Annotated in this window: 28 protein-coding genes; 9 read left to right on the forward strand and 19 right to left on the reverse strand. The window is 67.7% G+C overall.

What is annotated here, in order from left to right:
- Positions 1–10 precede the first annotated feature (10 nt).
- The 3 genes from ACWZHB_RS25495 to ACWZHB_RS25505 all read right to left on the reverse strand — a co-directional run bounded on the left by ACWZHB_RS25495 (position 11) and on the right by ACWZHB_RS25505 (position 1949).
- Positions 11–748 carry a phosphoglyceromutase gene (locus tag ACWZHB_RS25495; protein ID WP_427904320.1) on the reverse strand — a complete coding sequence of 246 codons (738 nt, stop codon included), beginning with the start codon at positions 746–748 and terminating at the stop codon, positions 11–13.
- 27 nt (positions 749–775) lie between these two features.
- A complete protein-coding gene (locus ACWZHB_RS25500; protein ID WP_170112119.1) occupies positions 776–952 on the reverse strand; it encodes a KOW domain-containing RNA-binding protein in 177 nt (58 codons plus the stop codon).
- Positions 953–1055: 103 nt separating this feature from the next.
- Positions 1056–1949, reverse strand: coding sequence for an ROK family protein (locus ACWZHB_RS25505; protein WP_427904321.1), 894 nt, complete (start codon positions 1947–1949; stop codon positions 1056–1058).
- Between the two features lie 187 nt (positions 1950–2136).
- Between ACWZHB_RS25505 and ACWZHB_RS25510 the strand changes: the two genes are divergently transcribed.
- The gene (locus tag ACWZHB_RS25510) at positions 2137–3312 is read left to right on the forward strand and encodes a lipase family protein (RefSeq protein ID WP_427904322.1); all 1176 of its coding nucleotides are present in this window, start codon (positions 2137–2139) and stop codon (positions 3310–3312) included.
- A gap of 50 nt (positions 3313–3362) precedes the next feature.
- Here ACWZHB_RS25510 and ACWZHB_RS25515 read toward each other — a convergent pair whose 3' ends face one another.
- The 4 genes from ACWZHB_RS25515 to ACWZHB_RS25530 all read right to left on the reverse strand — a co-directional run bounded on the left by ACWZHB_RS25515 (position 3363) and on the right by ACWZHB_RS25530 (position 7551).
- Positions 3363–3857 (reverse strand): type III secretion system chaperone family protein, encoded by a 495-nt coding sequence (locus ACWZHB_RS25515; protein WP_427904323.1) that lies wholly within the window; start codon positions 3855–3857, stop codon positions 3363–3365.
- Positions 3854–5212, reverse strand: coding sequence for a D-inositol-3-phosphate glycosyltransferase (gene mshA, locus ACWZHB_RS25520; RefSeq protein ID WP_427909293.1), 1359 nt, complete (start codon positions 5210–5212; stop codon positions 3854–3856). Before mshA ends, ACWZHB_RS25515 begins: the two co-directional genes overlap by 4 nt.
- A 139-nt stretch (positions 5213–5351) precedes the next feature.
- On the reverse strand, positions 5352–6344 hold the full coding sequence (locus ACWZHB_RS25525) for an alpha/beta hydrolase (RefSeq protein ID WP_427909294.1): 993 nt from the start codon (positions 6342–6344) through the stop codon (positions 5352–5354).
- A 388-nt stretch (positions 6345–6732) separates the two neighbouring features.
- Positions 6733–7551, reverse strand: coding sequence for an alpha/beta fold hydrolase (locus ACWZHB_RS25530; protein ID WP_427904324.1), 819 nt, complete (start codon positions 7549–7551; stop codon positions 6733–6735).
- Positions 7552–7676: 125 nt separating this feature from the next.
- Between ACWZHB_RS25530 and ACWZHB_RS25535 the strand changes: the two genes are divergently transcribed.
- Together ACWZHB_RS25535 and ACWZHB_RS25540 are read left to right on the forward strand one after the other, a co-directional pair.
- Complete coding sequence (locus tag ACWZHB_RS25535) at positions 7677–8411, forward strand: SDR family NAD(P)-dependent oxidoreductase (RefSeq protein ID WP_427904325.1); 735 nt, start codon at positions 7677–7679, stop codon at positions 8409–8411.
- 345 nt (positions 8412–8756) lie between these two features.
- Positions 8757–9173 (forward strand): MscL family protein, encoded by a 417-nt coding sequence (locus tag ACWZHB_RS25540; RefSeq protein ID WP_427904326.1) that lies wholly within the window; start codon positions 8757–8759, stop codon positions 9171–9173.
- A 48-nt stretch (positions 9174–9221) separates the two neighbouring features.
- On the opposite strand, the gene ACWZHB_RS25545 is transcribed toward ACWZHB_RS25540, so the two are convergent.
- Together ACWZHB_RS25545 and ACWZHB_RS25550 are read right to left on the reverse strand one after the other, a co-directional pair.
- Positions 9222–10670, reverse strand: coding sequence for a DHA2 family efflux MFS transporter permease subunit (locus tag ACWZHB_RS25545; protein WP_427904327.1), 1449 nt, complete (start codon positions 10668–10670; stop codon positions 9222–9224).
- 5 nt (positions 10671–10675) lie between these two features.
- Positions 10676–11278, reverse strand: coding sequence for an NADPH-dependent FMN reductase (locus tag ACWZHB_RS25550; RefSeq protein WP_427904328.1), 603 nt, complete (start codon positions 11276–11278; stop codon positions 10676–10678).
- A 172-nt stretch (positions 11279–11450) separates the two neighbouring features.
- Between ACWZHB_RS25550 and ACWZHB_RS25555 the strand changes: the two genes are divergently transcribed.
- The gene (locus tag ACWZHB_RS25555; protein WP_427904329.1) at positions 11451–12812 is read left to right on the forward strand and encodes an MFS transporter; all 1362 of its coding nucleotides are present in this window, start codon (positions 11451–11453) and stop codon (positions 12810–12812) included.
- 84 nt (positions 12813–12896) lie between these two features.
- On the opposite strand, the gene ACWZHB_RS25560 is transcribed toward ACWZHB_RS25555, so the two are convergent.
- Together ACWZHB_RS25560 and ACWZHB_RS25565 are read right to left on the reverse strand one after the other, a co-directional pair.
- Positions 12897–14087, reverse strand: a complete 1191-nt coding sequence (locus ACWZHB_RS25560; RefSeq protein WP_427909295.1) for a L,D-transpeptidase — start codon at positions 14085–14087, stop codon at positions 12897–12899.
- A 147-nt stretch (positions 14088–14234) separates the two neighbouring features.
- Entirely contained in the window at positions 14235–14723 is a 489-nt protein-coding gene (locus ACWZHB_RS25565; protein ID WP_427904330.1) for a DUF2505 domain-containing protein, read from the reverse strand.
- Here ACWZHB_RS25565 and ACWZHB_RS25570 point away from each other — a divergent pair.
- The 3 genes from ACWZHB_RS25570 (at position 14722) to ACWZHB_RS25580 (ending at position 17334) form a co-directional block, all read left to right on the forward strand.
- The gene (locus ACWZHB_RS25570; protein WP_427904331.1) at positions 14722–15858 is read left to right on the forward strand and encodes a UDP-N-acetylmuramate dehydrogenase; all 1137 of its coding nucleotides are present in this window, start codon (positions 14722–14724) and stop codon (positions 15856–15858) included. The genes ACWZHB_RS25565 and ACWZHB_RS25570 overlap by 2 nt on opposite strands.
- A gap of 130 nt (positions 15859–15988) precedes the next feature.
- Positions 15989–16516, forward strand: coding sequence for a DUF2505 domain-containing protein (locus ACWZHB_RS25575; RefSeq protein ID WP_427904332.1), 528 nt, complete (start codon positions 15989–15991; stop codon positions 16514–16516).
- Between the two features lie 20 nt (positions 16517–16536).
- Positions 16537–17334: a class I SAM-dependent methyltransferase gene (locus ACWZHB_RS25580; protein ID WP_427904333.1), complete on the forward strand. Its 798-nt coding sequence runs from the start codon at positions 16537–16539 to the stop codon at positions 17332–17334.
- Here ACWZHB_RS25580 and ACWZHB_RS25585 read toward each other — a convergent pair.
- Positions 17320–17928, reverse strand: coding sequence for a hypothetical protein (locus ACWZHB_RS25585; protein ID WP_427904334.1), 609 nt, complete (start codon positions 17926–17928; stop codon positions 17320–17322). The two genes, ACWZHB_RS25580 and ACWZHB_RS25585, sit on opposite strands and share 15 nt — an antisense overlap.
- Before the next feature lie 106 nt (positions 17929–18034).
- On the opposite strand from ACWZHB_RS25585, the gene ACWZHB_RS25590 reads away from it, so the two are divergent.
- Positions 18035–18775 (forward strand): LmeA family phospholipid-binding protein, encoded by a 741-nt coding sequence (locus ACWZHB_RS25590; RefSeq protein ID WP_427904335.1) that lies wholly within the window; start codon positions 18035–18037, stop codon positions 18773–18775.
- 26 nt (positions 18776–18801) lie between these two features.
- Here the strand turns inward: ACWZHB_RS25590 and deoC are convergent, their stop codons facing one another.
- On the reverse strand, positions 18802–19467 hold the full coding sequence (deoC, locus tag ACWZHB_RS25595) for a deoxyribose-phosphate aldolase (protein WP_427904336.1): 666 nt from the start codon (positions 19465–19467) through the stop codon (positions 18802–18804).
- Positions 19468–19584: 117 nt separating this feature from the next.
- Between deoC and ACWZHB_RS25600 the strand changes: the two genes are divergently transcribed.
- Complete coding sequence (locus tag ACWZHB_RS25600; protein ID WP_427909296.1) at positions 19585–20112, forward strand: GNAT family N-acetyltransferase; 528 nt, start codon at positions 19585–19587, stop codon at positions 20110–20112.
- A gap of 1 nt (position 20113) precedes the next feature.
- Here the strand turns inward: ACWZHB_RS25600 and purU are convergent, their stop codons facing one another.
- The 6 genes from purU to ACWZHB_RS25630 all read right to left on the reverse strand — a co-directional run bounded on the left by purU (position 20114) and on the right by ACWZHB_RS25630 (position 25012).
- Positions 20114–21004, reverse strand: coding sequence for a formyltetrahydrofolate deformylase (gene purU / locus ACWZHB_RS25605; protein ID WP_427904337.1), 891 nt, complete (start codon positions 21002–21004; stop codon positions 20114–20116).
- A 20-nt stretch (positions 21005–21024) separates the two neighbouring features.
- On the reverse strand, positions 21025–22077 hold the full coding sequence (locus tag ACWZHB_RS25610) for an alpha/beta fold hydrolase (protein ID WP_427904338.1): 1053 nt from the start codon (positions 22075–22077) through the stop codon (positions 21025–21027).
- Positions 22078–22153: 76 nt separating this feature from the next.
- The gene (locus tag ACWZHB_RS25615) at positions 22154–22459 is read right to left on the reverse strand and encodes a DUF2516 family protein (RefSeq protein ID WP_427904339.1); all 306 of its coding nucleotides are present in this window, start codon (positions 22457–22459) and stop codon (positions 22154–22156) included.
- A 68-nt stretch (positions 22460–22527) separates the two neighbouring features.
- Positions 22528–23175, reverse strand: coding sequence for a heparin-binding hemagglutinin (locus tag ACWZHB_RS25620; RefSeq protein ID WP_427904340.1), 648 nt, complete (start codon positions 23173–23175; stop codon positions 22528–22530).
- Positions 23175–23621 (reverse strand): helix-turn-helix domain-containing protein, encoded by a 447-nt coding sequence (locus ACWZHB_RS25625; protein WP_427904341.1) that lies wholly within the window; start codon positions 23619–23621, stop codon positions 23175–23177. Before ACWZHB_RS25625 ends, ACWZHB_RS25620 begins: the two co-directional genes overlap by 1 nt.
- Before the next feature lie 134 nt (positions 23622–23755).
- Positions 23756–25012 carry a DUF445 domain-containing protein gene (locus ACWZHB_RS25630; protein ID WP_427909297.1) on the reverse strand — a complete coding sequence of 419 codons (1257 nt, stop codon included), beginning with the start codon at positions 25010–25012 and terminating at the stop codon, positions 23756–23758.
- Between the last annotated feature and the right edge of the window lie 60 nt (positions 25013–25072).

The following is a 25072-nucleotide window of genomic DNA, read 5'->3' on the forward strand; positions in this document are numbered from 1 at the left end:
AGCGCCGGAGTTACTTGCCGCCCTGATTGGCGACAGCGGCGGCGCCGGCCGCGGCGGCGGCCGGGTCGAGGTACTCGGCGGCCTTCACCGGACGCATGTTCTCGTCCAGCTCGTAGACCAGCGGAATGCCGGTGGGAATGTTCAGCCCGGAGATGTCCTCGTCGGAGATGCCGTCGAGGTGCTTGACCAGCGCGCGCAGCGAGTTGCCGTGCGCGGCGACCAGCACGGTCTTGCCGGTCAGCAGCTCTTTGGAGATGGTGTCTTCCCAGTACGGAACCATCCGCTTGACGACGTCGAGCAGGCACTCGGTCTTGGGGACCTCGATGCCAGCGTAGCGCGGGTCGCCTTCCTGGCTGTACTCGTTGTCGGGCTGGATCGGCGGCGGCGGGGTGTCGTAGCTGCGACGCCACAGCATGAACTGCTCCTGGCCGTACTGCTCGCGGACCTGTTCCTTGTTCTTGCCCTGCAGATCGCCGTAGTGACGCTCGTTGAGGCGCCAGTCGCGCACGACCGGAATCCAGTGCCGGTCGGCGGTGCCGAGCGCGTTGTCAGCGGTGCTGATCGCGCGGCGCAGCAGCGAGGTGTAGACGACGTCGGGCAGGATGCCTGCCTCTTTCAGCAGTTCACCGGCCCGCTTACCCTCGGCGATGCCCTTGTCGGTGAGTTGGACATCCACCCAGCCGGTGAACAGGTTGAGGGCGTTCCATTCGCTCTCGCCGTGGCGCAGCAGCACGAGGGTGTAGGTCATAAGGGTCATTCTGACATTGCGGTGCTGTCAGGCCCACTCCACCTCGTCGAAGCCGATGACGATCTCGTAGGGACCGCCTTTGACCAGCGCGTCGACCTGTAATCGTGACGCCACCGAGTCGACTTCGCGCACTACGGCGCACACTCCTTGGAACGGACCCTCCGGTATATGGACGACATCGCCCGGCACGTAGTCGGCAGCCACCTCATCGAGGCTACGCCCGGCGGCGCCGCTCCCCACCCGAACGCGCCCGAGCAGCCTTGGACTCTTTCCGCTCCGATCGCGGGACCCAGTGGCCCGCAATCCGCTAATCCGGTGCAGCTTCCACGGCGAGAACTCCCGCCCCGACCAGCGTCGCGCCCTCGTTCAATGTCGACAGTTCCACCGACAACCCCCGAATGAAATCGAGCCGCGCATACCTGGCGACGGCCGCACGCAACGGCCCCCACAGCGGCTCCCCCGAATGCGCGAACCCCCCGCTGATCACCACCCGATCGACATCCAGTAGCGCGGCGGCCGACGAAATTCCCTGCCCCAAGGCATTTCCCGCACGGGCCATCGCCGCCAGCGCGATCGGGTCACCCGCGTGCGCCGCGGCCGCAAGCTCCACACCGCTCTCGCCTGTCCACCCACGCGCACGCGCCCAGCGCACCGACGACATCCCGCTCGCCACCGCCTCCACGCAGCCGAATCCCCCACAGGGACACGCGGTGTCATCGCCGGGCACCACCATGTGGCCGATGTGACCGGCATTCCCCGTGCGCCCCACCACCACTCGCCCATCGGCGATGATCCCGCCGCCGACCCCCGACGACACGGTCAAGGCCAGCCCGTTGTCCACCCCGCGCAACCCACCCATCCGATGCTCGGCCAGCACCAAACACGCGCCGTCGATCGCCAACCGCACCACCGCATCGGGAAACAGCGCCCGCACCGCTTCGACGATCGCGAATCCGTCCCGCCACGCGGCCAGGTTCAACGGCTCGATCACCCCGGCGGGCACATCGACCGGCCCCGCGGATCCGATCCCGACCGCGCGCACCTCGTTGTCACCTGCCACAACGCGCAGCAACTCGCGGCACGCCGCCCATGGATCGCCGACGCCCGCGGCCACCCGGCGCACGCCGTGCAGCCGGTAGTGCCGATCCACAAGCCCCGCAGCAAACTTCGTCGCCCCGATATCGAGCGCAAGTACCGCCATCACTACTCCTGCCTACCGCGCCTACCAGCACCGCAGCGCGCCCATACGCCCCCGATGTGAGTCATCACAACATGTGGCACACGACACTTTGACTACTGGTCGGTACAAATCACAGGTTTTCGTTAGATACTTCTGCACGGGTCGGGTCGTCTCGTTTGGGCAGCACTACTGTTGATGAAGGAAAGCTGTGTCGAAAATCGCTGTATTGGTGTTGAGTCTGCTATCTGTGGGCTTGTTCGCCGCACCCGCGGGGGCGAACCCGCTGTATCCGACGCCTGATCCGGATCCGTTCTTCACCGCACCCGCCGATATCGCCGCGCTGGCACCTGGCGACGTCGTGCGGACCCGCCACATCGACACCTGGATGTACCCGGGCACCGAAGGCCACCAGGTCGCGTTCCGCTCCACCAACTCGGCGGGCAACGCGATCATGGGCATCACCACCGTGCTCATGCCGATCGGCGTGAAGAACCCGCCGCTGGTGTCCTACCAGGCACTGATCAACTCCATCGGCACCCGCTGCAACCCCTCGCAGTCGCTGTTCAACGGCGAGCTGCAGGACGCGCCCGGCGCCATGCTGCCGCTGGCGCGCGGCTGGGCGATCTCGGTGCCCGACTACCTCGGCCCGACGGTGGCCTACGGTGCGGCCAAGCTCAGTGGCATGGTCACCCTCGACAGCGTGCGTGCGGTGCAGAAGGTCGCCGAGCTGGGCGTCGGTAACTCGCCGGTCGCGATCGCAGGCTACTCCGGCGGCGGCATGGCCACCGCGTGGGCGGGCGCGCTGCAGCCCACCTACGCACCGGAGCTGAAGCTCGCGGCCGTGGTGTCCGGCGGTATCCCCGCCGACCTCGAATTGATGGCCGACGCACTGGGTTTCGCGCCGCACCCCGGTTTCGGTCTCGCCTTCGCCGCCGCGATGGGCATCGAGCGTGAGTACCCCGAGCAGGTGCCGGTGTCGGACCAGCTCAACGAAAACGGGCTGTGGTTCCGTGAATTCACCAAGGACGCGTGCCGTCGCTTCCTGCTGTTCCACGGCGCCCTGCGCAACGCCGACCAGATGGCGGCATCCAAGGAGCTGATGGGCAGCCAGGTGGCCCGTGGTGTCCTGCAGGAGAACAGCCTCGTGCACTTCCAGGGCGCGCCGACCGCACCCACCTACATCTGGCAGGGCAAGTACGACATCCTCACCCCGTACGCGCCGGTCGCCGAGACCGTCGCCCGCTGGTGCGGCCAGGGTGCGCCGGTGCAGCTGAACACGGTCGAGATCTCCGAGCACATGACCGCCGCTGTGGCGGGCTTCCCCGATGCCTGGAACTACGTCGAGGCCCGTTTCCGCGGCGAACCGGTCCCGACGAACTGCTGAGCTGAACAATGATGCCGGACAGGAACTTTCCTGTCCGGCATCATTTGTTTTCAGACCTTGTCGGCGTCGTCGATGATGTGCTCGAAGGCGCGCAGGTTCTTCAGTGACTCACCCCGCGAGACCCGCCACTTCCATTCCTTGCGAATGGATTCGGCGAACCCGAGCTCCAGCAGGATGTTGAAGTCGTTGTCGACGGCTTCCAGGATCTGACCGAAGATGCGGTCGAGCTCGTCGGCGGTGACCGACTCCGTGGACATCCGGCCGACCAGGTAGATGTCGCCGACATTGTCGAGGGTGTAGGCCACCGCGTACAGGCGGCGGTTGCGGCGCAGCAGATATTTGTAGACGCCTTCGAAGTTCTCGTCGGGCTTGCGGCAGACGAACGATTCGATGCGAACCCCGTGCTTGCCGACGGTCAGCATCACCGTGGTCTTGAGCTTGCGCTCGCCGGGCAGCACCACGATGAACGTGTCGTCACCGTGGCGGGTGTATTCGATCTCGCGATCGCGCAGCGTGTCGTCGATAACCTGCGAAACGGCGCTCACCTGCGCACTCCCGTCCGGCGCCGCAACAGCGCCCGCGATCTGGCCTGTCTGGTCTCGCCCGCGTGCAGGGCGATCGGACCGCGTTCGCTGCGGAATCCGGCCATCGCGGCAGCGTAGCTGTCGAGCAGGCCGTCGGCGGTGTGCGCCCAGGAGAACCTGCTCGCGTGCTCGACGGCGGCGGCGCCCATCCGGGTGAGGCGGTCGGGATCGTCGAGCAGGGCGGCCAGCGCGTCGGCCCACTCGGGGGTGCGATGTCCCGGCACCAACAGGCCGGATTCGCGATGACGGACCGCGGTGCCAAGTCCGCCGACGTCGGCGGCGAGCACGGGTGTACCGCTGGCCTGCGCCTCGATGGCGACCAGGCCGAAGGATTCGTTGTAGCTGGGCACGGCAACCACGTCGGCCGCGCGATACACCTGCACGAGCTTGTCGGCCGGTTGCGGTGGCAGGAACGTGACGCGCTCGGCGATGCCGAGGTCGGCGGCCAGTTCGATCAGCGCGTCGGGCCTGGCCAGCCCGGTGCCGGAAGGCCCGCCCACGATCAGCACGCGCAACTTGCGGCTCGGATCGCGGCTCAGGAGCTCGGCCGCGGCCCGCACGAGCACATCGGGGGCCTTGAGCGGCTGGATCCGGCCGATGAAGGCGACGAGCTGCTCGTCGGCGCGCAGCCCGAGTTCGGCGCGCGCGGCGAGCTTGTCGCCGGGCCGGTAACGGGTGAGATCGGCGCCGGGGGGCACCACGTCGATGCGGTCGGGCGAGGCGCCGTAGAGGTCGACGAGCTGACGGGCTTCGTCACCGGTGTTCGCCACGAGCCGGTCGGACTCGGCGATCACCTGCTTCTCGCCGATCACCCTGGTCTCGGGTTCGGGGGTATCGCCGTCGGCCAGCGCGGCGTTCTTCACCGCGGCGAGGGTGTGCGCGGTGTGCACCAGCGGCACCCGCCAGCGGTCGCGCGCGAGCCAGCCGACCTGGCCGGACAGCCAGTAGTGCGAATGCACGAGGTCGTAGTGGCCGGGCAGATGCCGCGCTTCCTGGCGCAGAACCTCGGCGGTGAACGGACACAGCTGGGTGGGCAGCTCGTGCTTGTCGAGTCCCTCGAACGGGCCCGCGACCACGTGGCGCACGATCACGCCGGGTCCGGCTTCGGCCACCGGCGGCAGCTCCGAGGAGGTCGCCCGGGTGAAGATCTCCACCTCGGTGCCACGTTTGGCCAGCTCGAGCGCGGTTTGCAGCACGTAGACGTTCATCCCGCCCGCGTCACCGGTGCCGGGCTGCGCCAGCGGCGAGGTGTGCACCGATAGCACCGCGATGCGATGGGGCAATAGATCGGGACGACGCTGGCTCACACCCTCCAGTGTGCACGCCGCGACGCCGCCCCCGAAGCCGCTACCGGGATCGGTGACGGCTGTCACAGCTCGAAAGCGTGTGAGTTCACGTGCTCGTCGCGATCCACCCTGCCCGATCCGACGCCGGAGCGCGAGCGGATTTCGGTCGTCACGCTCGGTTCAGCGCCGCCTCGAACACGGGCCACGATTTGTGCATGTCCTGCTCCCAGTAACCCCAGGAATGGGTGCCGTTGGGGCGCATGTCCACCGTCGCGGGGATGCCGAGCGTCTGCAGCCGATCGCGCAACTGCTGGGTGCACAGATTGGTGACGGCTTCGAGCCCGGCGCCGAACAGCAGCTGCATGGTGAGCTGCACCGGGTCGCCCTTGGCACCGGCGATGTTGTCGTGCGGGCCGGGAATGCCGGTGCCCGACGAGATGTAGACGTCGGTGCCGCGCAACGCTTCCGCGTGCAGGTACGGGTCGTTGGCCGACCACGCGGGATCGGTGGGCGGGCCCCACATATTGGCCGCGTTGCCGAGCCTGCTGCCCACCACGGTCCGCACGATCGCCTGTCCGCGTGGATCACTCGTGCGCACGCACCCGCTGTAGGACCCGATCGCCCGGTACAGCCCCGGCTCGGCGAGCGCGAGCTGGAACACCGAGGTCCCCGCCATCGACAGGCCCGCGATGGCGTTGGCGCCGGTGCCGTCGAACTCCGCATCGATCACGGGCGGTAGCTCTTTGGTGAGGAACGTGGTCCAGCGCTGCTTGCCGAGTACCGGATCGTCGGTGCGCCAGTCGGCGAAGTAGCTGCCTGCCCCGCCGAACGGGATCACCACGTTGACCTGTTTGTCTTTGAAGAACTCGACGACATCGGTGCGATCGAGCCAGTTCCCGTCGCTGCCACCGCCCACCCCGTTGAGCAGATACAGCGTCGGCGCGGGCGCTTCCGGATCCGCGGCCCGCAGCACCCGAACCCGGGTGACGATGTCCATCGCCGGCGAGTACACGCCCATATCGATGGTGCGATCCGGCTCGACCCGCTGATCTTCGATCCGCGCCTGCTCGGGCGCGGCCACCGCGGGCACACCGACAACAGCTCCTGCCACCAACCCCAACATGGCCACCGCGACCCGTGCGCCCACTGCCCGACCAAACATCATCGAACTCCGTTCTCGACGCCGAATCCTCTTCTCCGTCTACGATTCAACGACATTCCAGAACGCTACAGAGGAATTCACCGAAAGTCTGTGACGATTCCCAGAAGATTCTCCGGAATCCTGTTTCCCCAGCTCGAGCTGGTGCTCGTAACCAATCACAGACCGATCACGTCAGCACCGCGAACCAATCACGTCAATGGATCTACCTGCACAGACAGCTCGACCATACCCGCCTTCATGGACACCCGAAAGACGGATATCAAGCGGCAATACCAGACCAATAGGACAGCCGGGTTCCATGCCACGAATTGCGAAAACTCAGCGCAACGAACTTGCGAAAATATTTGCTGGGCCGGAAACCGCGAGGTCACCGACCAGCTGGCAGCCCTCAGTCCAGCGCGTCGATGAACGCGCTGACCTCGGCGACGAAGCGCGGGCGATCCTCGATGAACAGCCCGTGCTGAGCCCCTTCCCAGAAGGAACCGCGGGCGTCGGGGGCATTGTCGAGGATGTACTGACCATTGGCCGCCGGGACCACCGGATCGGCGGTGCCGTGCAGCACCAGGACCGGAACATCCAGGGCGCGAAGGGTTTCGGTGTTGTCGATCGTGCGGTAGAACAGCGCCTTGCGTACCGACGGCGGGGTCGCGAGACTGCCGCCGAACAGCCGCTGGGCATCGGCACCCTTGTCCTCGCCCGGCCCGGTATTGGCATTGCCGAACACCGCGAACGCACGCACCGCCCGCCCGGCGGCCTCGTCGAACACGCCGGGAATCGCCTTCTCCATCGACGGGCCGGGCGCCGCACCGGGGACACCCCGGCCGATATGGGCGGGCGCACCGCAGTAGACGACGCCCGCGACGGCAGCGGTGCCATGGGTGGCGAGGTAGTCGGTGGCGACGATCCCGCCATACGACCAGCCGAGCAGAACAGCGCCCGCGTCGATGCCCTCGGCGGCCAGTACCGCGGCCACATCGCCGGCCCACGCCTTGGGATCGTCATAGCCGGTGCCGGGATCGTCGGAATACCCGTGCCCACGCAGATCGACCGCGATCACCTGATAACGCTCGGCCAGATCATCGGCGGCCGCTCCCCAGCACCGCAGATTCCCCGCCCACCCGTGCAGCAGCACCAGCGGTCGACCGGTACCACCGACCCGGTAGACGATCCTCGTTCCATCGGCACTGACAGCATCACGAATAGCCATACCGACAGGCTAATCGGCGCCGTCGCGAAGCTTTCCTCAGCTCCGCACGGGCCGGCGGTACGCCTGACGTCACGGTGATCGGAGCCATGGCGGCCGTAGATCAGGGGCGAATAGGATCGGTGAACATGAGCACTCGCACCGCTGTCGTCACCGGAGCCAGCTCGGGAATCGGTGAAGCCACCGCCCGGGAACTGGCGAAGCAGGGTTATCACGTCTATGTCGGTGCCCGACGGTTCGACCGTGTGCAGCGCCTCGCCGCCGAGATCGGCGGCACCGCCATCGAGCTCGACGTCACCTCCGAGGAATCGGTGCGCGCGTTCACCGACGCGATCGACCACGTCGACGTGCTGGTCAACAACGCGGGCGGCGCGAAAGGCATGGCCCCGGTCATCGACGCCGACCTCGACGACTGGCGCTGGATGTGGGAAACCAATGTCGTCGGCACCCTGCGCGTCACCAAGGCGCTGCTGCCCAAACTGATCGCCTCCGGCGACGGCCTGATCGTCACCATCACCTCCATCGCCGCCATACACACCTACGACAACGGCTCCGGCTACACCTCCGCCAAGCACGCCCAGGCCGTCGCCCATCGCACCCTGCGCGGCGAACTCCTCGGCCAGCCGGTCCGCCTCACCGAGATCGCCCCTGGTGCCGTGGAAACCGAGTTCTCCCTGGTCCGCTTCGACGGCGACGCCGACCGCGCCGCCAAGGTCTACGAGGGCATCGACCCCCTGTATGCCCAGGACATCGCCGAGATCGTCGGCTTCGTGGCCACCCGCCCACCGCACGTCAACCTCGACACCATCGTCGTCAAACCCCGAGACCAGGCGGGCCCCGGCTCCTTCGCCCGCCGCCTCTGAGTACGCCGGGCCTTCGCGTTGCGCGACCAGGGTTTGGCCACTGCGGCCGCTAAACGTGAAGCTCGACACTCCGGTTGTCTCAGCCTCTCACCCGAGGCTGCGCGGGCTGTCTCGAACTGCGCTGTCAATTGACGGGTGCGCCAGCCCAATTCGACGCGACCGTCTTTCGAGTAGCGGAGTCGGCAACGAGAATTGATACTGGGAGCGAGGCGTTCCGGCGTTGCTACAAATTCGCCACGATCTGCAACCGGTCGTTAACATGGCCGTTTGCCGTTAGCCAGTCCTAGGAGTAGAAGTCCCATGCTCGGTATCAAGTCCGTTTTCAGTGGGTTCAAAGATTTTCTGATGCGCGGGAACGTCATCGACCTCGCGGTCGCTGTCGTCATGGGCACCGCGTTCACCGCGGTGGTCACCTCGTTCAGCAAAGGCCTGATCAATCCGCTGCTCGCGGTGTTCGGCTCGACCAATGAGATGGGCCTCGGTGTCCAGCTGATCGCCGACAAGCCGGCGACGTTCATCGCGCTCGGCCCGATCATCACCGCGTTCATCGACTTCTTCATGGTCGCCGCGGTCCTGTACTTCGTGCTGATGCTGCCGATGAAGTCGCTGAAGAACAAGTTCGGCACCACCAAAGACGCCGAGCCCACCGAGACCGAGCTGCTCATCGAGATCCGCGACCTGCTGGCCAAGCAGCAGGGGCTGACCACCGATCAGACCATCGAGCTGAGCAAGGAACGCGCGAGCGCGTCCGCCGAGGCGTAGTCGCGGCCGACCGGGCCAGTGGACACGATCCACCGGCCCGGCCCCGAATCAGCCGGTAACTCGCCGTCGAGGCAGTAACAGCGCCGGGACCAGTGCCAACGCGATCAAAGCCGGAACGATCAGATAGGTGTGCTGGAACGCCTCGGCCAAGGCTGGGGCGAGGTCGGCGCGCTGCTGCGAGCCCATCGCGTGCAGAGCTTGCAGCCCGCCCGCGACCGGGAGCAGCGCGCCCAGCGTCACCGAGGCCACCGCGGTCCCGATCGCCGTGGACGTGGTGCTGATCATGTTCAGCACCGTCGACCCGGCCGGCTGCTGCTCGCGGCTCAACGGTCTGGTCGCCGTGGTGATCAGCGGCATCATCGTGCCACCGCCACCGGCACCCATCAGCAGCATCGCCGCGCCCATCGCCCAATACGGCGTGTCCGCGTCGAGCTGCACCACGAACAGCCCGAAACCGGTGAGCGCCATCATGATCGACACCGGCAGGTAGCGCCCGGGCGGAACCCGGTCGATCAGCCTGCCGCCCACCTGCATCGCGATCCCGGACGCCAACGCGACCGGGATGCCGAGAGCACCTGCCATCAGCGCTGATTCACCGCGAACTACCTGAAAATACAATGGCAGCAACAGCATCGAGCCGAAGTACCCACTCGCGAACACCGCGAGCAGCACCGCGCAGATGCCGGTCGTCCGATGGCGGAGCACCCGCAGATCCACCAGTGGCGTCGCGGTGGTCAGCGACCGGCGCACGAAGGCCGCGATGAGCCCGGCCCCGACCAGGAGCGGGACCAGCACCGACGGGGTAGCGAAGCCCGCGCTCTCGCCCGCGGCGGAAACTCCGTAGATGACCAGCGCCAGACCCGGCGACATCAGCAGCAGCCCGCGCCAATCGAGTGCGCGCGGCGGTTCCGGTGCGTCGTCGGGCACCACCCGCGAGGCCAGCACCAGCACCAGCACACCCAGCGGCAGATTGATGAAGAACATCCACCGCCACGACAGCTCGTCGACGAAATACCCGCCGATCACCGGCCCGAGCAGCGGGCCGACCAGGATGGCGAGGCCGAGCGTGCTCATCAGCCGACCCAGCCGGTCCGGCCCGGCCGCGCGCAGCAGGATCACCATGGCGACCGGCATCAGCAGCCCGCCGCTCGCACCCTGGATAACACGAAAGGCGATGAGCGACTCGACATTCCACGCGAAGCCGGCCAGGGCGGACCCCAGCGCGAAGGCGGTGATCGCCGCCAGATACAGCCGCTTGGCGCCGAACCGGCCGACCAGCCACGCCGAGGTCGGCACCACGGCACCGAGAGCGAGCGAGTAGCCGGTCACGACCCACTGGATCGTGCCGAGGCCCGCATCGAATTCGTCGGAGAGTTTGTTGATGGCGACGTTCACGATGGTCTGATCGAGCGTCGCCATGATCATGCCGACCACCAGGACCAGCGCGATCCGCATCGGATCGCGTGGGGTGGTGGCGGGTTCGACGGTGGTGATCACGGCCGTCACTTCCCGTACGGCCGGGCGAGACGGGCCGCGCGCAGTGCTTCGCCCCACCAGGTCAGCTGATCCAGCATGACCGCGGCGGCGTCGTCGGCACCATCGGCGGCGGTCAGCTCGCCCTGCTCGTCGAATCGGCCCCACGGATTCGGGAAGGCGACCGAGTCGCGCACGGTGACCGCGTGCAGTTCGGCGAAGACCGGACGCAGGTGTTCGACGGCGCGTAGCCCGCCGGAGATGCCGCCGTAGGAGACGAAACCCACTGGCTTGGCCTGCCATTCGGCGTGATGACTGTCGATCAGGTTCTTCAGCGAGCCAGGGTAGCTGTGGTTGTACTCGGGCGTCACCACCACGAACGCGTCGGCGCGCGAGAGCTTTTCGGTGGCCTGCGCGACCGACGCATGGCTGGTGGGGGCGCCGAACGCCTGCGGCAGTTCGATGTCGGCGGTGTCGACGACGTCGACGGTGATGACGTCGCGCAGTGCGGCCTGCCGGATGAACCAGCCCGCGATCGTCGGGCCGAAGCGCCCCTGTCTGGTGCTGCCGATGACGACCGCGAGCCGCAACGGGCTGTCGGCGGTTCGGACGTGGTCAACCGTGGCGCTCATGACGTTCCCTCTTCGTCGGTGACGGCCCCTCGGCCGCCGCTGCGCTCTACCGTCCTACCTCAACGGTTATTGAGGTCAAGTCGAAAGAAATTTCGGCTCTCCTGGAATACGTCCCGCCATATGCTGGTTATTGCATTCATACGCAGATAAGCAGCCTTGAAAGGGCAGGCACATGACCACCTCACTGTTCGCCCACCGCGACTACCGACTGCTGTTCACCGCCCAGGTCGCGGCCCTGTTCGGCACCGGACTCACCACGGTCGCCCTCGGCCTGCTCGCCTACGAACTGGCAGGCGGCAACGCGGCCATCGTGCTCAGCACCGCGTTGACGCTGAAGATGGTCGCCTACGTGACCATCGCCCCGATCGCGGGCGCGTACGCGGGCAGGCTGCCGCGCAGGCAATTCCTGATGGCGCTCAACGGCATTCGCGGTGCGATCGTGCTCGCTCTGCCCTTCGTCGACCAGATCTGGCAGATCTATGTGCTCATCACGCTGCTACAGATCGCCTCGGCCGCCTACACCCCCACCTACCAGGCGATTCTGCCCGATATCCTCCCCGACGAACGCGACTACACGAAGGCGCTCTCGGCCGCCCAGCTCGCGGCGACCATGGAAACGCTGCTCAGCCCGATGCTGGCGGCGCTGGCCCTGAGCCTGATCAGCTTCCACTGGCTGTTCGTCGGCACCGGCCTCGGCTTCGCCGTCTCGGTCGCCCTGGTGATGGCCGCGCGCATTCCGAACGCGGTGGTCGGCGAGGGCGCCATCAAGGAACGGCTCGCGGCCGGGCTGCGACTGTTCGCGGCGACGCCACGACTGCGTGGGCTGCTCGGGTTGAACCTGGTGGTCGCCGCCGCGGGCTCGGTGGTGATGGTCAACACGGTGAACTACGCGCGAGATGTGCTGGGCGGCGACCAGTCCGGCGTCGCGTTGCTGCTCGCGGCGAACGGCCTCGGCACCATGCTCATCGCCCTCACCCTGCCCAAGATCCTGGACCGCAGCGGCGAACGCCCGGTCATGCTCACCGGCGCGGCGGTGCTGCTCACCGGCCTCACCGCCGCACTCGTCCTGTCCACCCTGCCGACCGGCGACTGGCACTGGCCCGCCGCCCTCACCACCTGGGCAACCATCGGCGCGGGCACCGCACTGATCCTCACCCCCACCGGCCGCGTCCTGCGCCGCTCCGCCCGCGCCGAAGACCGCCCCGCCCTCTTCGCCGCCCAGTTCTCCCTGTCCCACCTCGCCTGGCTGGTCACCTACCCGATCACCGGCTGGCTGGCCACCACCGCGGGCTTCACCACCACCTGGGCCACCCTCGCCGCCATCGCCGCCATCGGCACGGCAGCGGCGGTCCGCTTCTGGCCCCACAACGACCCCACCCGGATCACCCACGTCCACGAACTCGGCGCGGTCGACCCGGCGATCCTGGTCGACGCCATCAAGATCGGCCCCAACCGGTACCAGCACACCCACGACTACGTCATCGACCCCAACCACCCGCACTGGCCGACGAAGGCTGCCCTGGCCTACGCCTGACCCGGCAGAACAACGGACCCGACGATCACCGTCGGGGTCCGTTGCGTGGATGGGTCGTGCGCGACGAGTTGCTGTCGACTCGGACTAGCGCGGCATGGCGACTCCCGCGCCTTCGGACAACGCCGACATCGACTGCCACGTCGACCAGTCGACGGCCCAGTCGTAGATGTCGCCGTCAGCCTGGGACAGCTCGATGGAAGTACCGGTCACCTCGACCGGATCGCCGTAGAGGGCCGTCGGGAAATAGGCCTGGGCGTCGCTGGGCGAGAGGTTGATGCAGCCGTTGGTGACGTTCGAAGAACCCTGCGACGCCAAGGATTCTGGGTTGGCGTGGATGAATTCGCCGTTGTTGGAGATGCGCACGGCCCAGCGTTCGCGAACGTTGGTGTAGTACGGCGGATTCGACATCATGAAGTCCTCGTACTTCTCGGTGACCACGTGCACGCCCGAACGAGTGACATTGCGCGGTTCGTTGCCTTCGCCGTAGGAGACCGCGAAGTCGAAGACCGTGGCACCGTCGCGGACCACCTGCATGCGGTGACTCGGGGCGTTCGCGATGACGATCTGGCTGCGGCCGATGGTGAAGTCGGAGGTGAGATCGGAGTCGCCGTAGGCGCCGCCGCCGAGGTCGACGCCGTACAGCTTGGCGGCGACGTGCACGGTGGTGCCGGGCGTCCAGTAGTTCTTCGGGCGCCAGTGCACGCGCGAGCCACCGTCGTCGGGCAGCCAGGCCCATGACCCTTCGGTGCTCTGATCGGTGGTGACGGTGAGCGCCTTCTCCACCGCCGCCTTGTTCGTGACGGGCCCGACGAACTTCAGGATGATCGGCGCCGCGATGCCGACTTCCTGGCCGTCGCCGATATTGATCGTGGCCGGAATGGTCGACTGCGGGCTGATCGTGGTGAAGGTGCTGTTGATCGGCACCGGCTTCGCATCGGCGCCGATGGCGGTGCCGGTCCAGGTGTAGGCCGCGCCGTAGCCGAGCGGTTCGGAGACCTGGTAGGTCGTGCGATCCGGGCTGAGCTCTCCGGTGATCTGCTTGCCGCTGGCATTGGTGAGCGCGATCTGGTCGATCGTGCCATGGGCGACCGTCACCGAGACGGGGGCGACGGGGTCGACATCGGTGGCGCCGGGCGTGGGCGCGATGGTGACCTGCGCGACCGGGCCGGCCGGCTCCGCACTCTCATCCGACCCGCCGACCGTGCACCCGGTCAGCACGACGAGCACCGCCAGCAAGATCACCGCAACCAGCGACCGCCCGCCCCGAACGCGCATTTCACGCCCCCGCGCCGACAAACCTCGCCGCGCGGTAGCCCGCGCGGGCAACAGACCGGTTACCGAATGTTTGCTCACGCATCGAATGTACGCCGGGCTATCGACCTATACCCCGTGAGAGCGGTCACCAACCATGTCGGTGCGCGACTACTGGCGGTTGAGCCATTCCTCGGTGAAGGTGGCCTCGTTGCCGAGGAGTTCGATCAGGTGCTCCGAGATGGCCGCCTCGATCTTGCCGCCGAAGAGCGGGATCTTCACCTCGATGGTGCCGTTGATGGCGGTGGTCGACCCCGTGCCGCCGTCGGGTGCCATGGTCACCGTGCCGCGGACCACCGCGGGGGCGCCGTCGACGTGGGCTTCGAAGATGCCGCCGGTGCCGGTGTAGGTCTCGGTGCGCGGAATGATCAGGTCACCGGGGCGCACGGCGGTGATGGCGGGCGGAAGCTGATCGGCGGGGATGGACTGCACCATCTGGACACGGACCTGGTCGCCGTCGACGGCGAAGGCGTCGAGCCGGGCCCCTGGGCCGCCGACCTCGGCGATCCGGGCCTTCCAGTACTGCTCGTCGGAGTACGCGGCGCGCACCGCATCGACGGAATGCGTGTAGCCGGCAGTGAACGCCAGAGGTGTAGCCATGCTCGACACGGTACCGTCTGCGGACGTGCGTACAACACGGGTGGTGTCCTCCGATCAGCTGCGTGACCTGCTGGCCGATACCGGCGCGAAGGTCCACGATTCGGTGCGTTTGTCCGAATTGACGACCCTGCGGGTCGGTGGACCCGCGCTGCTCGCCGAATGCACGACCACCGAGGCCCTGGTGGCCACGGTGAAGGCCCTGGATGCGGCCGGTATCGCGGTCCTGCTGGTGGCGGGCGGGTCGAACCTGCTCATCGACGACGCCGGCTTCGACGGCGTGGCCGTGCGGGTCGCCACGACCGGCGTGGAGCTCGGCGCCGACGGTGTCGTAGCCGAGGCGGGCGCGAACTGGGACGAGGTCGTCGCGGCGACCGTCGCGGCCGGATTGGGCGGGCTCGAGTGCCTGTCCGGGATTCCGGGTTCGGCCGGTGCTACGCCGGTACAGAACGTCGGCGCGTACGGCGTCGAGGTCGCGTCGCTGTTGCGCCGGGTGCGGCTGCTCGATCGCAAGACCGGGGACGTGCGCTGGGTCGAACCGGCCGAGCTCGGCTTCGGCTACCGGACCAGTGTGCTCAAGCACAGCGACGACGCCGTGGTCCTCGCGGTCGAATTCGCGGTGGACCCGAGTGGGATGAGCGCACCGCTGCGCTACGGCGAACTCGCGAAGGTGCTCGGCGCGGGCGACGGCGAAACCCGTCCCGTCGCGCAGGTGCGCGCGAAAGTACTGCGCCTGCGAGCGGGCAAGGGTATGGTGCTCGACCCCGCCGATCACGACACCTGGAGTGCCGGTTCGTTCTTCACCAACCCCGTTGTCTCCGATGAACGGCTCCCCCAGGTACTGGCCGCGATCGCCGCGCACGTCGGTGACGACGTGAAGGTGCCCACCTATCCCGCCCTCGACGGCACCAAACTCTCGGCAGGCTGGCTCATCGAACGAGCCGGTTTCGCGAAGGGCTTCCCCGGCGATGAGGCCGCCGCGCGCCTGTCGACCAAACACACCCTGGCCCTGACCAACCGCGGCACCGCGACCGCCACCGACATCGTCGCCCTGGCCCGCACCGTCCGCGCGGGCGTCCAGGAACGATTCGGCGTCACCCTCGAACCCGAGCCGGTTACCGTCGGCCTCACCCTCTAGAACACGCAGATCGTCAGCGCTGACGTCGGCGGCGGTTCGACCTGACCCTCGGTCTCATCGCCTTGGGACCCTCGACAACATCCCCACCTCTTATGCCGGCGCCCAGTTCAACCCCGTAACGTGTCCTGCCATGGCACGCAGACTGGACTACTCCGCCCGCTACCCCCTGCACACCACCGAAGAGTTGTACGCAGCCCTCCAGAGCAGGGACTACTGGGAAGCCCGCGTCGCCGAAATGCGCAAGTACGCGCCCAACAACGAAGTGGTGAGCCTCGACGTCACCGATGACGGCATCGACGTGGTCCTGCACCACACCCTGCCGCGCGAGATGCTGCCCGAGATCGCCCAGACCGTCATGCGCAAAGACATGGTGATCACCCGCAAGGAGAGCTGGGGCCCCTTCGCCCACGACGAGACCGAGGGCAAGTTCTCCGCCTCGATCCCCGCGGGCCCCGGCAGCCTCACGGGCACCATCCGCCTGTTCCCCACCGAGACCGGTGCCACCATGCGCTTCTCCCCCACCGCCAAGGTCTTCATCCCCATGGTCGGTCCGCGGCTCGAGCAGTTGATGCTGGTCAACCTGGTCGACCTGTTCCGCGCCGAGCAGGAGGAAACCCTGCGCTACCTGGACAAGCAGACCGCCGACAAATCGGTCTGACACCCCACCGAGAGTTTCGAGTGGCCCCGAGCCGCAAGGCCCTCCCCCCGGTCGGCACCATCACCCGCGGCACCACCGGCGTCAATCGCCTACGCCGCAGCGATCGCTGGCTCGTCAACGACGAACTCGTCAGCACGACCCTGCGTGAATCCACCACCCCCCTGGTTGTCGACCTCGGCTACGGCGCCGCGCCCTGGACCACCTTCGAGCTGGCCGCTCGCCTGCGCACCGTCCGCCCCGATGTCGAGGTGGTCGGCCTCGAGATCGATCCGGCCCGCGTGGTCGAGCCCCGCGACGGCGTCCGCTTCGCTCGCGGCGGCTTCGAGCTGGCAGGTCTGCGACCGACCCTGGTCCGCGCGTTCAACGTCCTACGCCAGTACCCCGAGGACGCTGTCCCCGACGCGTGGTCCCGGATCCAGGCCAATCTGGCCCCCGACGGCCTGCTCGTGGACGGCACCTGCGATGAACTCGGCCGCCGCTGCGCCTGGGTGCTGATTGACCGTCACCGCCCCCTTTCCCTCACCCTGGCCTGGGATCCCTTCACCGTAGACCGGCCCTCCGACATCGCCGAGCGCCTGCCGAAAGCGTTGATCCACCGCAACATTCCCGGCGAACGCATCCACGCCCTCCTCGCCGCGGCCGACCAGGCCTGGGAACGAACGGCGGCGCTGGCACCGTACGGCCCGCGCATCCGCTGGCGAGAAGCGGCGGAGATGCTGCGCGCCAACGGTTTCCCGCTACGGCCCTACCAGCGAAGAATGCGCGACTGCGTGCTGTCGGTCCCCTGGGATGTCGTCGCCCCGTCACACCCGGCTTAACGCCCGGCGCACCCGCGCCGACGCCCGTGGCGCCAATTGCTGCCCACCCCACCAGATCTCGTCGGTATCGCACCGGTGAATCGCCACCGCGTCGGCCACCACCTCGTCCAGCGCCGACTGCGAGATCTCGGTCTCGGCCAGATCCAGGACGGTCCGCACGGGCGTAGTCACCAGAAACGGCCCGGCCGACTCCACGTCCACCCCGGAGAGCTTGCGTCGCGTCAGCACCAGCCGCGGCGTCACCGGCGGGCGCCCCGCCGACACCGACAGATGCAGAAACCGCGGCTGCAACCGGCCGATCCCATGCAGTTCCGCCGCACTCTGATACGACACCGCCGCCGCGCCGTCGAACCACGCCGCCCACATCGCGTATTCATCCAGCGGCCCCACCCGCCACTGCCCCAGCCGCATCATCCCGACCCCGGCCCTGGTCACCGACCCGTCCCCCAATGCCGCCCTGACCTGGGATTCACAGCCGGTCCGCAACACCTGACGAGTGGTGAAGAAGCCCGCGTGCCGCCCGGCGAGCCGCCGCAGCACCCTCCACCGATGATCCGCTGTCCCCGCCACCCGGCGCATGCCCTCGCCAGTCATGAAGCCCAGGTTACGCCCGGTGCAGTGCGCCAGGTCACATTTTGCTGTGAAGGCTTTCACTCCGTCCTCAGAGCAGACACAGAAAGATCGGGAAGAATCCGATGCCATGACCACGCAGAAGACAACACGCCCCAGGATCGGTCGGCGCCCGCTGGTGATCGCGCTGGCGGTGGTCGCCATCCTGCTGGTCGCGGCCATCGGTGGAACCGAAGCCTATGCCCGGCACAAGATCTCGAACTGCATCAGCGGCGCGTTCGAGCAGGAGATGGGCTCGAGCATCGACGTCGGCTTCGGCCTCCGACCGGTGTTGCTGTCCTATGTGGACGGCAAGGTCGGCTCGCTCACCGTCGACAGTGAGGACAACAAGTTCGGTCCCGCGGTCGGCATGGCGGTGCACGCGAAATTCAACGACATCGAGCTCGTCGACCGCGGTCGCGGGGGCGGCACCATCGGCAGCTCCACCGCCGACGTGACCTGGAACAACGAAGGCATCCGCCAGACCCTCGGCACGATGGTGAGCGGTGTGAGCTCCTCGGCGAGCACCGGCGTGCTGACCCTGGACGTGCTCGGCGGCCTCGCCCAGCTGGAGGTGCAGCCGCTGGTCCGCGACGGCAACATCACGGTGGACACCAAGTCGGCCCAGCTGCTCGGCATCGGCCTGCCCACCGACCTCGTGCAGGGCATCGTCGAAACATTCACGCAGAGCTTGCAGAGCTACCCGCTCGGTCTGCGCGCGCAGGAGGTGAAGGTCACCGATGACGGTGTGACAGTGCACCTCTCGGGCGGCAAGACCTCGCTCGACGCCGCGAGCAACCCGCCCGGTCAGCAGGCCGAGTTCACCTGCTGATCCCGCGCGGCGGCGAAATCCGTTGCCTACTCGGGAAAGCCGTCGAGCACCACGGCGGATTTCGACAGACCGAGCCGGGTAGCACCAGCCTCGATCATCGCCGCGGCGTCCTCGGCGGTGCGGATCCCACCACTGGCCTTCACCCCGAGCCGCCCGCCGACGGTCTCGGCCATCAATCGCACCGCGTGCACGCTCGCCCCGCCCGCGGGATGAAAACCGGTGGAGGTCTTCACGAAATCGGCGCCTGCCCGCTCGGCTGCCCGGCACGCACCGACGATCGCGTCGTCGGTGAGCGCGGCCGATTCGATGATCACCTTGAGCACGGCGCGATCGGCGGTCGCCTCGCGCACGGTGATGATGTCGGCGAGGACGGCATTGAAATCACCGGCCAGCGCGGCACCCACGTCGATCACCATGTCGATCTCGGCGGCGCCCTGGTCGACGGCCAGCCGCGCCTCGGCGCCCTTCACCAGCGAATGATGTTTGCCGGAAGGGAAACCCGCGACGGTCGCCACCACCAGTCCGGGCGCGCGCACGGGCAGCATCGAGGGCGAAAGGCAGATCGCGTAGACCCCGAGCTTGCGTGCCTCGGCGATCAGCGCGTCGACCTCGGCCGGAGTCGCTTCCGGGGCCAGCAGGGTGTGGTCGATCAGGTCGGCCACGGCGGCCCGGGTCAGCGGCGCGGAAGTCATTTCCCGAGCATGGCATACCCGCGGCCGAGTCCAGCGGCGAGGTCGTCGACGTATCCGCCGACATCAGGCCGCGCACATCATTGCGCTCAACTACCCAAATCCTGGACACTTATGCCTGTGCTGATCCGTCGCGAGACCCCAGCGGACGCCGCGGCCATCGCCGCGATCCACCGCGCCGCCTTCGCCCCGCAGTACGCGGGCGACCCGGCCGTCACCGAACCACCCGAATCCGCCCTCGTCGACACGCTACGCACCGACGAGGCCTGGATGCCGACGCTGTCGCTGGTCGCGCTCGAATACGACACCGTCGTCGGGCACATCTGCCTGACCAGGGCCGGGATCGGCCCGTTCCCGGTGCTCGCGCTCGGCCCGCTCGGCGTCGATCCCGAGCATCAGAAGTCCGGCGTCGGCTCGGCGCTGGTCCATGCCGCGCTCGGCGCCGCCGATGCCCTCGACGAATCGGTCGTCGGCCTGGTCGGCGATCCCGATTACTACGCCCGCTTCGGTTTCGTCCCCGGCCCGCGCCTTGGCATCGTGCCCGACGAAGCCGACTGGGCGCCGTACTTCCAGGTGCGCCCGCTCACCGCGTACGACTCCGCAGTCACCGGCGAATTCCGTTACCCCGCACCCTTTTACGACCTCTGAATCACTCGAAGACAACCGTGCGCCGACCGTGCACGAGCACCCGGCCCTCGAGGTGCCAGCGCAGCCCGCGCGCGAGCACGACCCGCTCGATGTCGCGGCCCTGGCGCACCATGTCGCGCACGTCGTCGGCGTGATCGACCCGGATCACGTCCTGCTCGATGATGGGCCCCGCGTCCAGCTCGGCGGTGACGTAATGGCAGGTCGCCCCGATCAGCTTCACCCCGCGCGCGTACGCCTGGTGATAGGGCCGCGCGCCGACGAACGAGGGCAGGAAGCTGTGGTGGATATTGATCGCGCGCCCGGCCCAGTACTCGCACAGCTGCGCGGGCAGCACCTGCATGAAACGGGCGAGCACCACCGCGTGCGGATCGTGGGCGTCGACGAGTTCGCGCACCTGCTCGAAGGCCGGACCACGCTCGGCCGGATCCTTCGGGAACGGCACGTAGTGGAACTTGATCCCGTGCGCCTCGGTCATCCCCGCCAGATCGGGATGGTTGCCGATCACGGCCTCGATGGTGGCGGGCAGCTCACCGGCCTGCGCGCGTCCGAGCAGGTCGTGTAGGCAGTGCCCGTCCTTGCTGACCAGCAGCACCACCCGTCGCGGCGAACCGGAATCGTGGACCTGCCAGTCGGTTTCGGGACCGAACTCGGCGGCCACGTCGGCGAAGCGCCCGCGCAACTCGTCGATCGAGAACGGCACCGTCGAGGCCTTCACGGCCTGCCGGGTGAAGAACCAGCCGATGTCACCGTCGGAGTGGTACCCGGCCTCGGAGATCGAGCCACCGAACTCGGCGATGAACGAGGAGATCCGGGCGATGATGCCCGGCCGGTCCGGGCACCCGAGGGTGAGCACGAATCGGCGGTCGTCCGAGGTCACAGCGGTAGAACTCATCCGCCGATTCTCGCAGGCGGTCAGGCCAGGGCGCGCACGGGCTCGCGGACAGCGGCGAGCACCTCAGCCACTTCGGCATTGAACAGGTCGAAGCGTTCGACATTGCCCAGATGCCCGGTCGGCAGCACCTTGAACCCGGCCAGGGTGCCTGCTTCACGCAGCAGCGCGGCCAGGCGCTCGGCGTGCAGCACCGGGGTCATGTCGTCGCGGTCGCCGGCGAGCACGGTGGTGGGGACCGAGAAATTCTTCGCGTCATCGCCCAGGTGCAGGCCGGTGAGCAGGAATCCGTAGCGCGAGCGCGTCATCATCGGGCAGCCACGCACCACCGAGAGCGCGTAGTCCAGCTTCTCGCGCGAGGTATCGAGGGTCATCACCTGACGGGCGAAGATCCAGCGCACCGGCTTGATCGGCGGCATGACCACCGGGGTGCCGAGGATGAGCTTGCCGAGCCAGTCCGGTGTCGGCATCGACCGGCCGCGGAGAATCCGCAACGGCACATTGAGGCCGGGAACCATGGTCGACACCTCGACCAGCGAGTGCGCGCCGGTATTGGTGAGGATCACCGCGGCGGCCTGCTCGGCGACCCGCTCGGGGTAGCGACCGGCCCAGGCGATCAGCGTCATCCCGCCCATGCTGTGCCCGGCGAGCACCGCACGCTGACCCGGCAGCAGGACGGCGTCGAGTACGTCGCACAGGTCGTCGGCGAGCAGATTCGTGCTCGGCTTGGCGTACCCGTTGGTGCTCTCGCCGTGGCCGCGCTGGTCGTAGGCGACCACGCGGTACTCGCCGGCGAAGGCGTTGATCTGGGCGTTCCAGTATTCGAGGGAACAGGTCCAGCCGTGCGCGAACACGATGACGGGCGCGTCGACCGGGCCGTAGGCGTGCACCCGAAGGCGGGCGCCGTCGGCGGTGACCACCGGGATCACGTCGTGTGGCATCCGCGGCGGATCGAAGGCCGCGATCCCGTGCGAGCGGGTCCGCAGGTCGGCCCGGTGGGCCGCCAGCACGGTCTTGACCACGGTGGACGCCTGATCGACCAGGTTCACCAGAGCCGTCGGCAACGTTGCGCGCATCGGCACACTCCTTCGTGTTACTGCTAGATACAGTAACACTGCGTACCACGCACCCGCGAGCCCTTCGACGAGCTATTTACCAGCGCGGGCCGCGCTGCACCTCGTCGACCTTCGGCCGCACGTCGGCCAGATACACACCGGTCGCGACGATGCCGATGATCGCGATGAATCCCAGCCCACCCGCCCCGAGCAGCAGGAACACCAGCGCGCCGCCGAGAATGGCCAACCAGATCGGCTTGCTCAACTTGTCGACCGCGGTGAAGGCATCCGAACGCTGCCGGATCGCGTGAATGAGCGCGAACACCGTCGCACCGAGGGCGCAGACCCACAGGACCAGCAGAATCAGCGAGGTCAACCCATTCACAATGTTCACGCCTCCCATCATACGAACAGCGGCCCCGCACACACAGGGTGTACGGGGCCGCTGTCAGCGGTGATGCGCGAAGGCTGTCAGACCTTCTTCGGCGCGGCTGCCTTCTTCGCCGGAGCCTTCTTGGCCGGAGCGGCCTTCTTGGCGGCCGGAGCCTTGGCCGGAGTGGTCTCGTCGGTGACGGCGACGACCTCGGCCTCGACAACAGCCTCGACCTTGTCGGCCACAGCCTCGGCCTCGGCCTTGCCACGGCCCAGCAGGTCGTTGACCTTGGTCAGGGCATCCTCGGCGCGAGCCGAGGCATCCTTGTAAAGGGTCTCGACGCGGCCGATCTGCTCGTCGACGGCCTGGTTGGCACGCAGCCGGTCGACGGTCTCCTCGCCGCGCACGGCGAGATCGGCGTAGATGTCGAGCGCCTGGCGGTAGTACTGCTCGGCCAGCTTGCGCAGCTCTTCGGGGGTGAACTTCTCGCGCAGCTCGGCGAGGTCCTCCGGCAGCTCCGACGGCAGGCCGGAGATGCGGTCACGCAGGGTGTCGAACTGGGCCTGCACGTCGGCGGGCACGTTCGCGATGCGCTCGCGGGCCTCTTCGACGCGGGCCTTGGCATCGGTGGCGACAACGCGGCCACGGACGTCGGCGACAACGTCGTTCACGGCGGCGTAGATGGCGTCACCGGCGCCGACGGTGGCGAACAGCGGCTTGGACACAGTGGCGGTCTTCTCGGTCATCAGTCTTCATTCTCCTGGTGTGGCGGAGTGTCAGTTGTCGTGAGCGAAACGTCACTGTCTCGCTCGGTCCCCCCTGAGCCGGTCTCTTCCCCGTTTTCCCGGCGAAACGACTCATAGATTTCCAGCAACACCTGTTTCTGCCGCTCGGATACCGAGGTATCGGCGAGCAGGGCGTCACGGACCGGGCTGTGCGGACGCTGTTCCAGAAATCCTGCCCGCACATACAACACCTCCGAGGAAACCCGCAGTGCCTTGGCGATCTGCGCGAGTACTTCGGCGGAGGGATTACGTAATCCGCGTTCGATTTGGCTCAGGTACGGATTACTCACCCCCGCCAGAGCGGCGAGCTGACGCAGGGACACCTGCGCGCCTTCGCGCTGTGCCCTGATGAAACCTCCGATATCTTGAGCCGCGTGCGCTACACGACTCTCGGGTTGGTCTGTCATCGCTCACCTTCTGGCGTTGTAAGGCCAATACTAGAACAGGGTGCTAACTATTGCAAGCACTACAGTTAGCACTTGGTCGGCTAACCGTCACTCAACCCCGCTGACCAGCTGTGTTCAGCCCAGCTGACACCTACTCAGTGGAACAGCAGCTGCGAGATCGTGTAGATGGCAAGGCCGGCGAGCGAGCCGACGACCGTGCCGTTGATCCTGATGAACTGCAGATCCCGGCCGACCTGCAATTCGATCTTCCGGCTCGCCTCGTCGGCGTCCCAGCGCGCGACCGTCTCGGTCACCAGTGTCGTGATCTCCGCGGAGTAGTTTCCGACCAGATAGCGAGCACCGCGGTCGATCCACCCGTCCACTTTGCCACGCATCGCCGGATCGTCACGCAGTCGCTCACCGAGCTGTTGCACATTCTCGGCCACCTTGCGACGAAGCGTGGAATCCGGATCATCGGCCGACTCCAAGATCAACCGTTTCGCCGCCCGCCAGGTGGCCTCGGCCATTCCGGTGATCTGCTCGCGGCCCATGATCTCGGCCTTCACCTTCTCCGCCTTGGCGATCATCGCGTCGTCGTGCTGCAGGTCCTCGGCGAAATCCTGCAGAAAGCGATCGGCCGCCCGGCGCAATTCATGATCGGGATCGGAGCGCACCTTCCAGGTGAACTCGACGAGTTCCCGATAAATTCGCTCGGAAAGCAACGTGTTGACGAATTTCGGCGCCCACTGCGGCGCATCGCGCACCACGATCCGGTCGATCGTGTCCTGCGAACCGAGCGCCCACTGATGCGCGCGCTCGGCCAGCAGATCGATCAGCGGCCGCTGCCGGTTGTCGGCGATCAGTTCCGAGAGCACCCGCCCCAGCGGCGGCCCCCACAGCGGCTCGGCGATCCGTTTGACGATGGTGTTGTCGATGATCTCCTCGACGTCCTCGTCGCGCAGGGTGTTCACCACCGCGGTGAGGATCGTCGCGCTCTCCTGCGCCACCCGGGCCGCGTGCCCCGGATCGGCCATCCAGCGGCCGACGCGCAGCGAGATCTGCGCCGCGTCGAGGCGGGCCGAGACCACGTCGGGGGCGAGGAAGTTGGTGCCGACGAAGGCGCCGAGGCTCTCGCCGAGCTGGTCCTTCTTCTTGCGGATGATCGCGGTGTGCGGGATCGGCAGCCCCAGCGGGTGCTTGAACAGCGCGGTGACCGCGAACCAGTCGGCCAGCGCGCCGACCATGCCCGCCTCCGAGGCCGCGCGCACATAGCCCACCCACTCGCCGCCGCCGCCGCGCGATTCGAGCCAGCGGCACAGCAGGTAGATCACACTGGCCACCACCAGGAAACCGGTCGCCAGCGCCTTCATCTTGAACAGGTCGCGTTTCTTGCCCGCCTCGTCGGTCAGCATCGCGAAGCCGGCGGCCTGCGTGGCGGTCTCGGTGCGCGGCGTGAGAACCGCCGTGTTGCC

The sequence above is a fragment of the Nocardia sp. FBN12 genome (assembly GCF_054031145.1).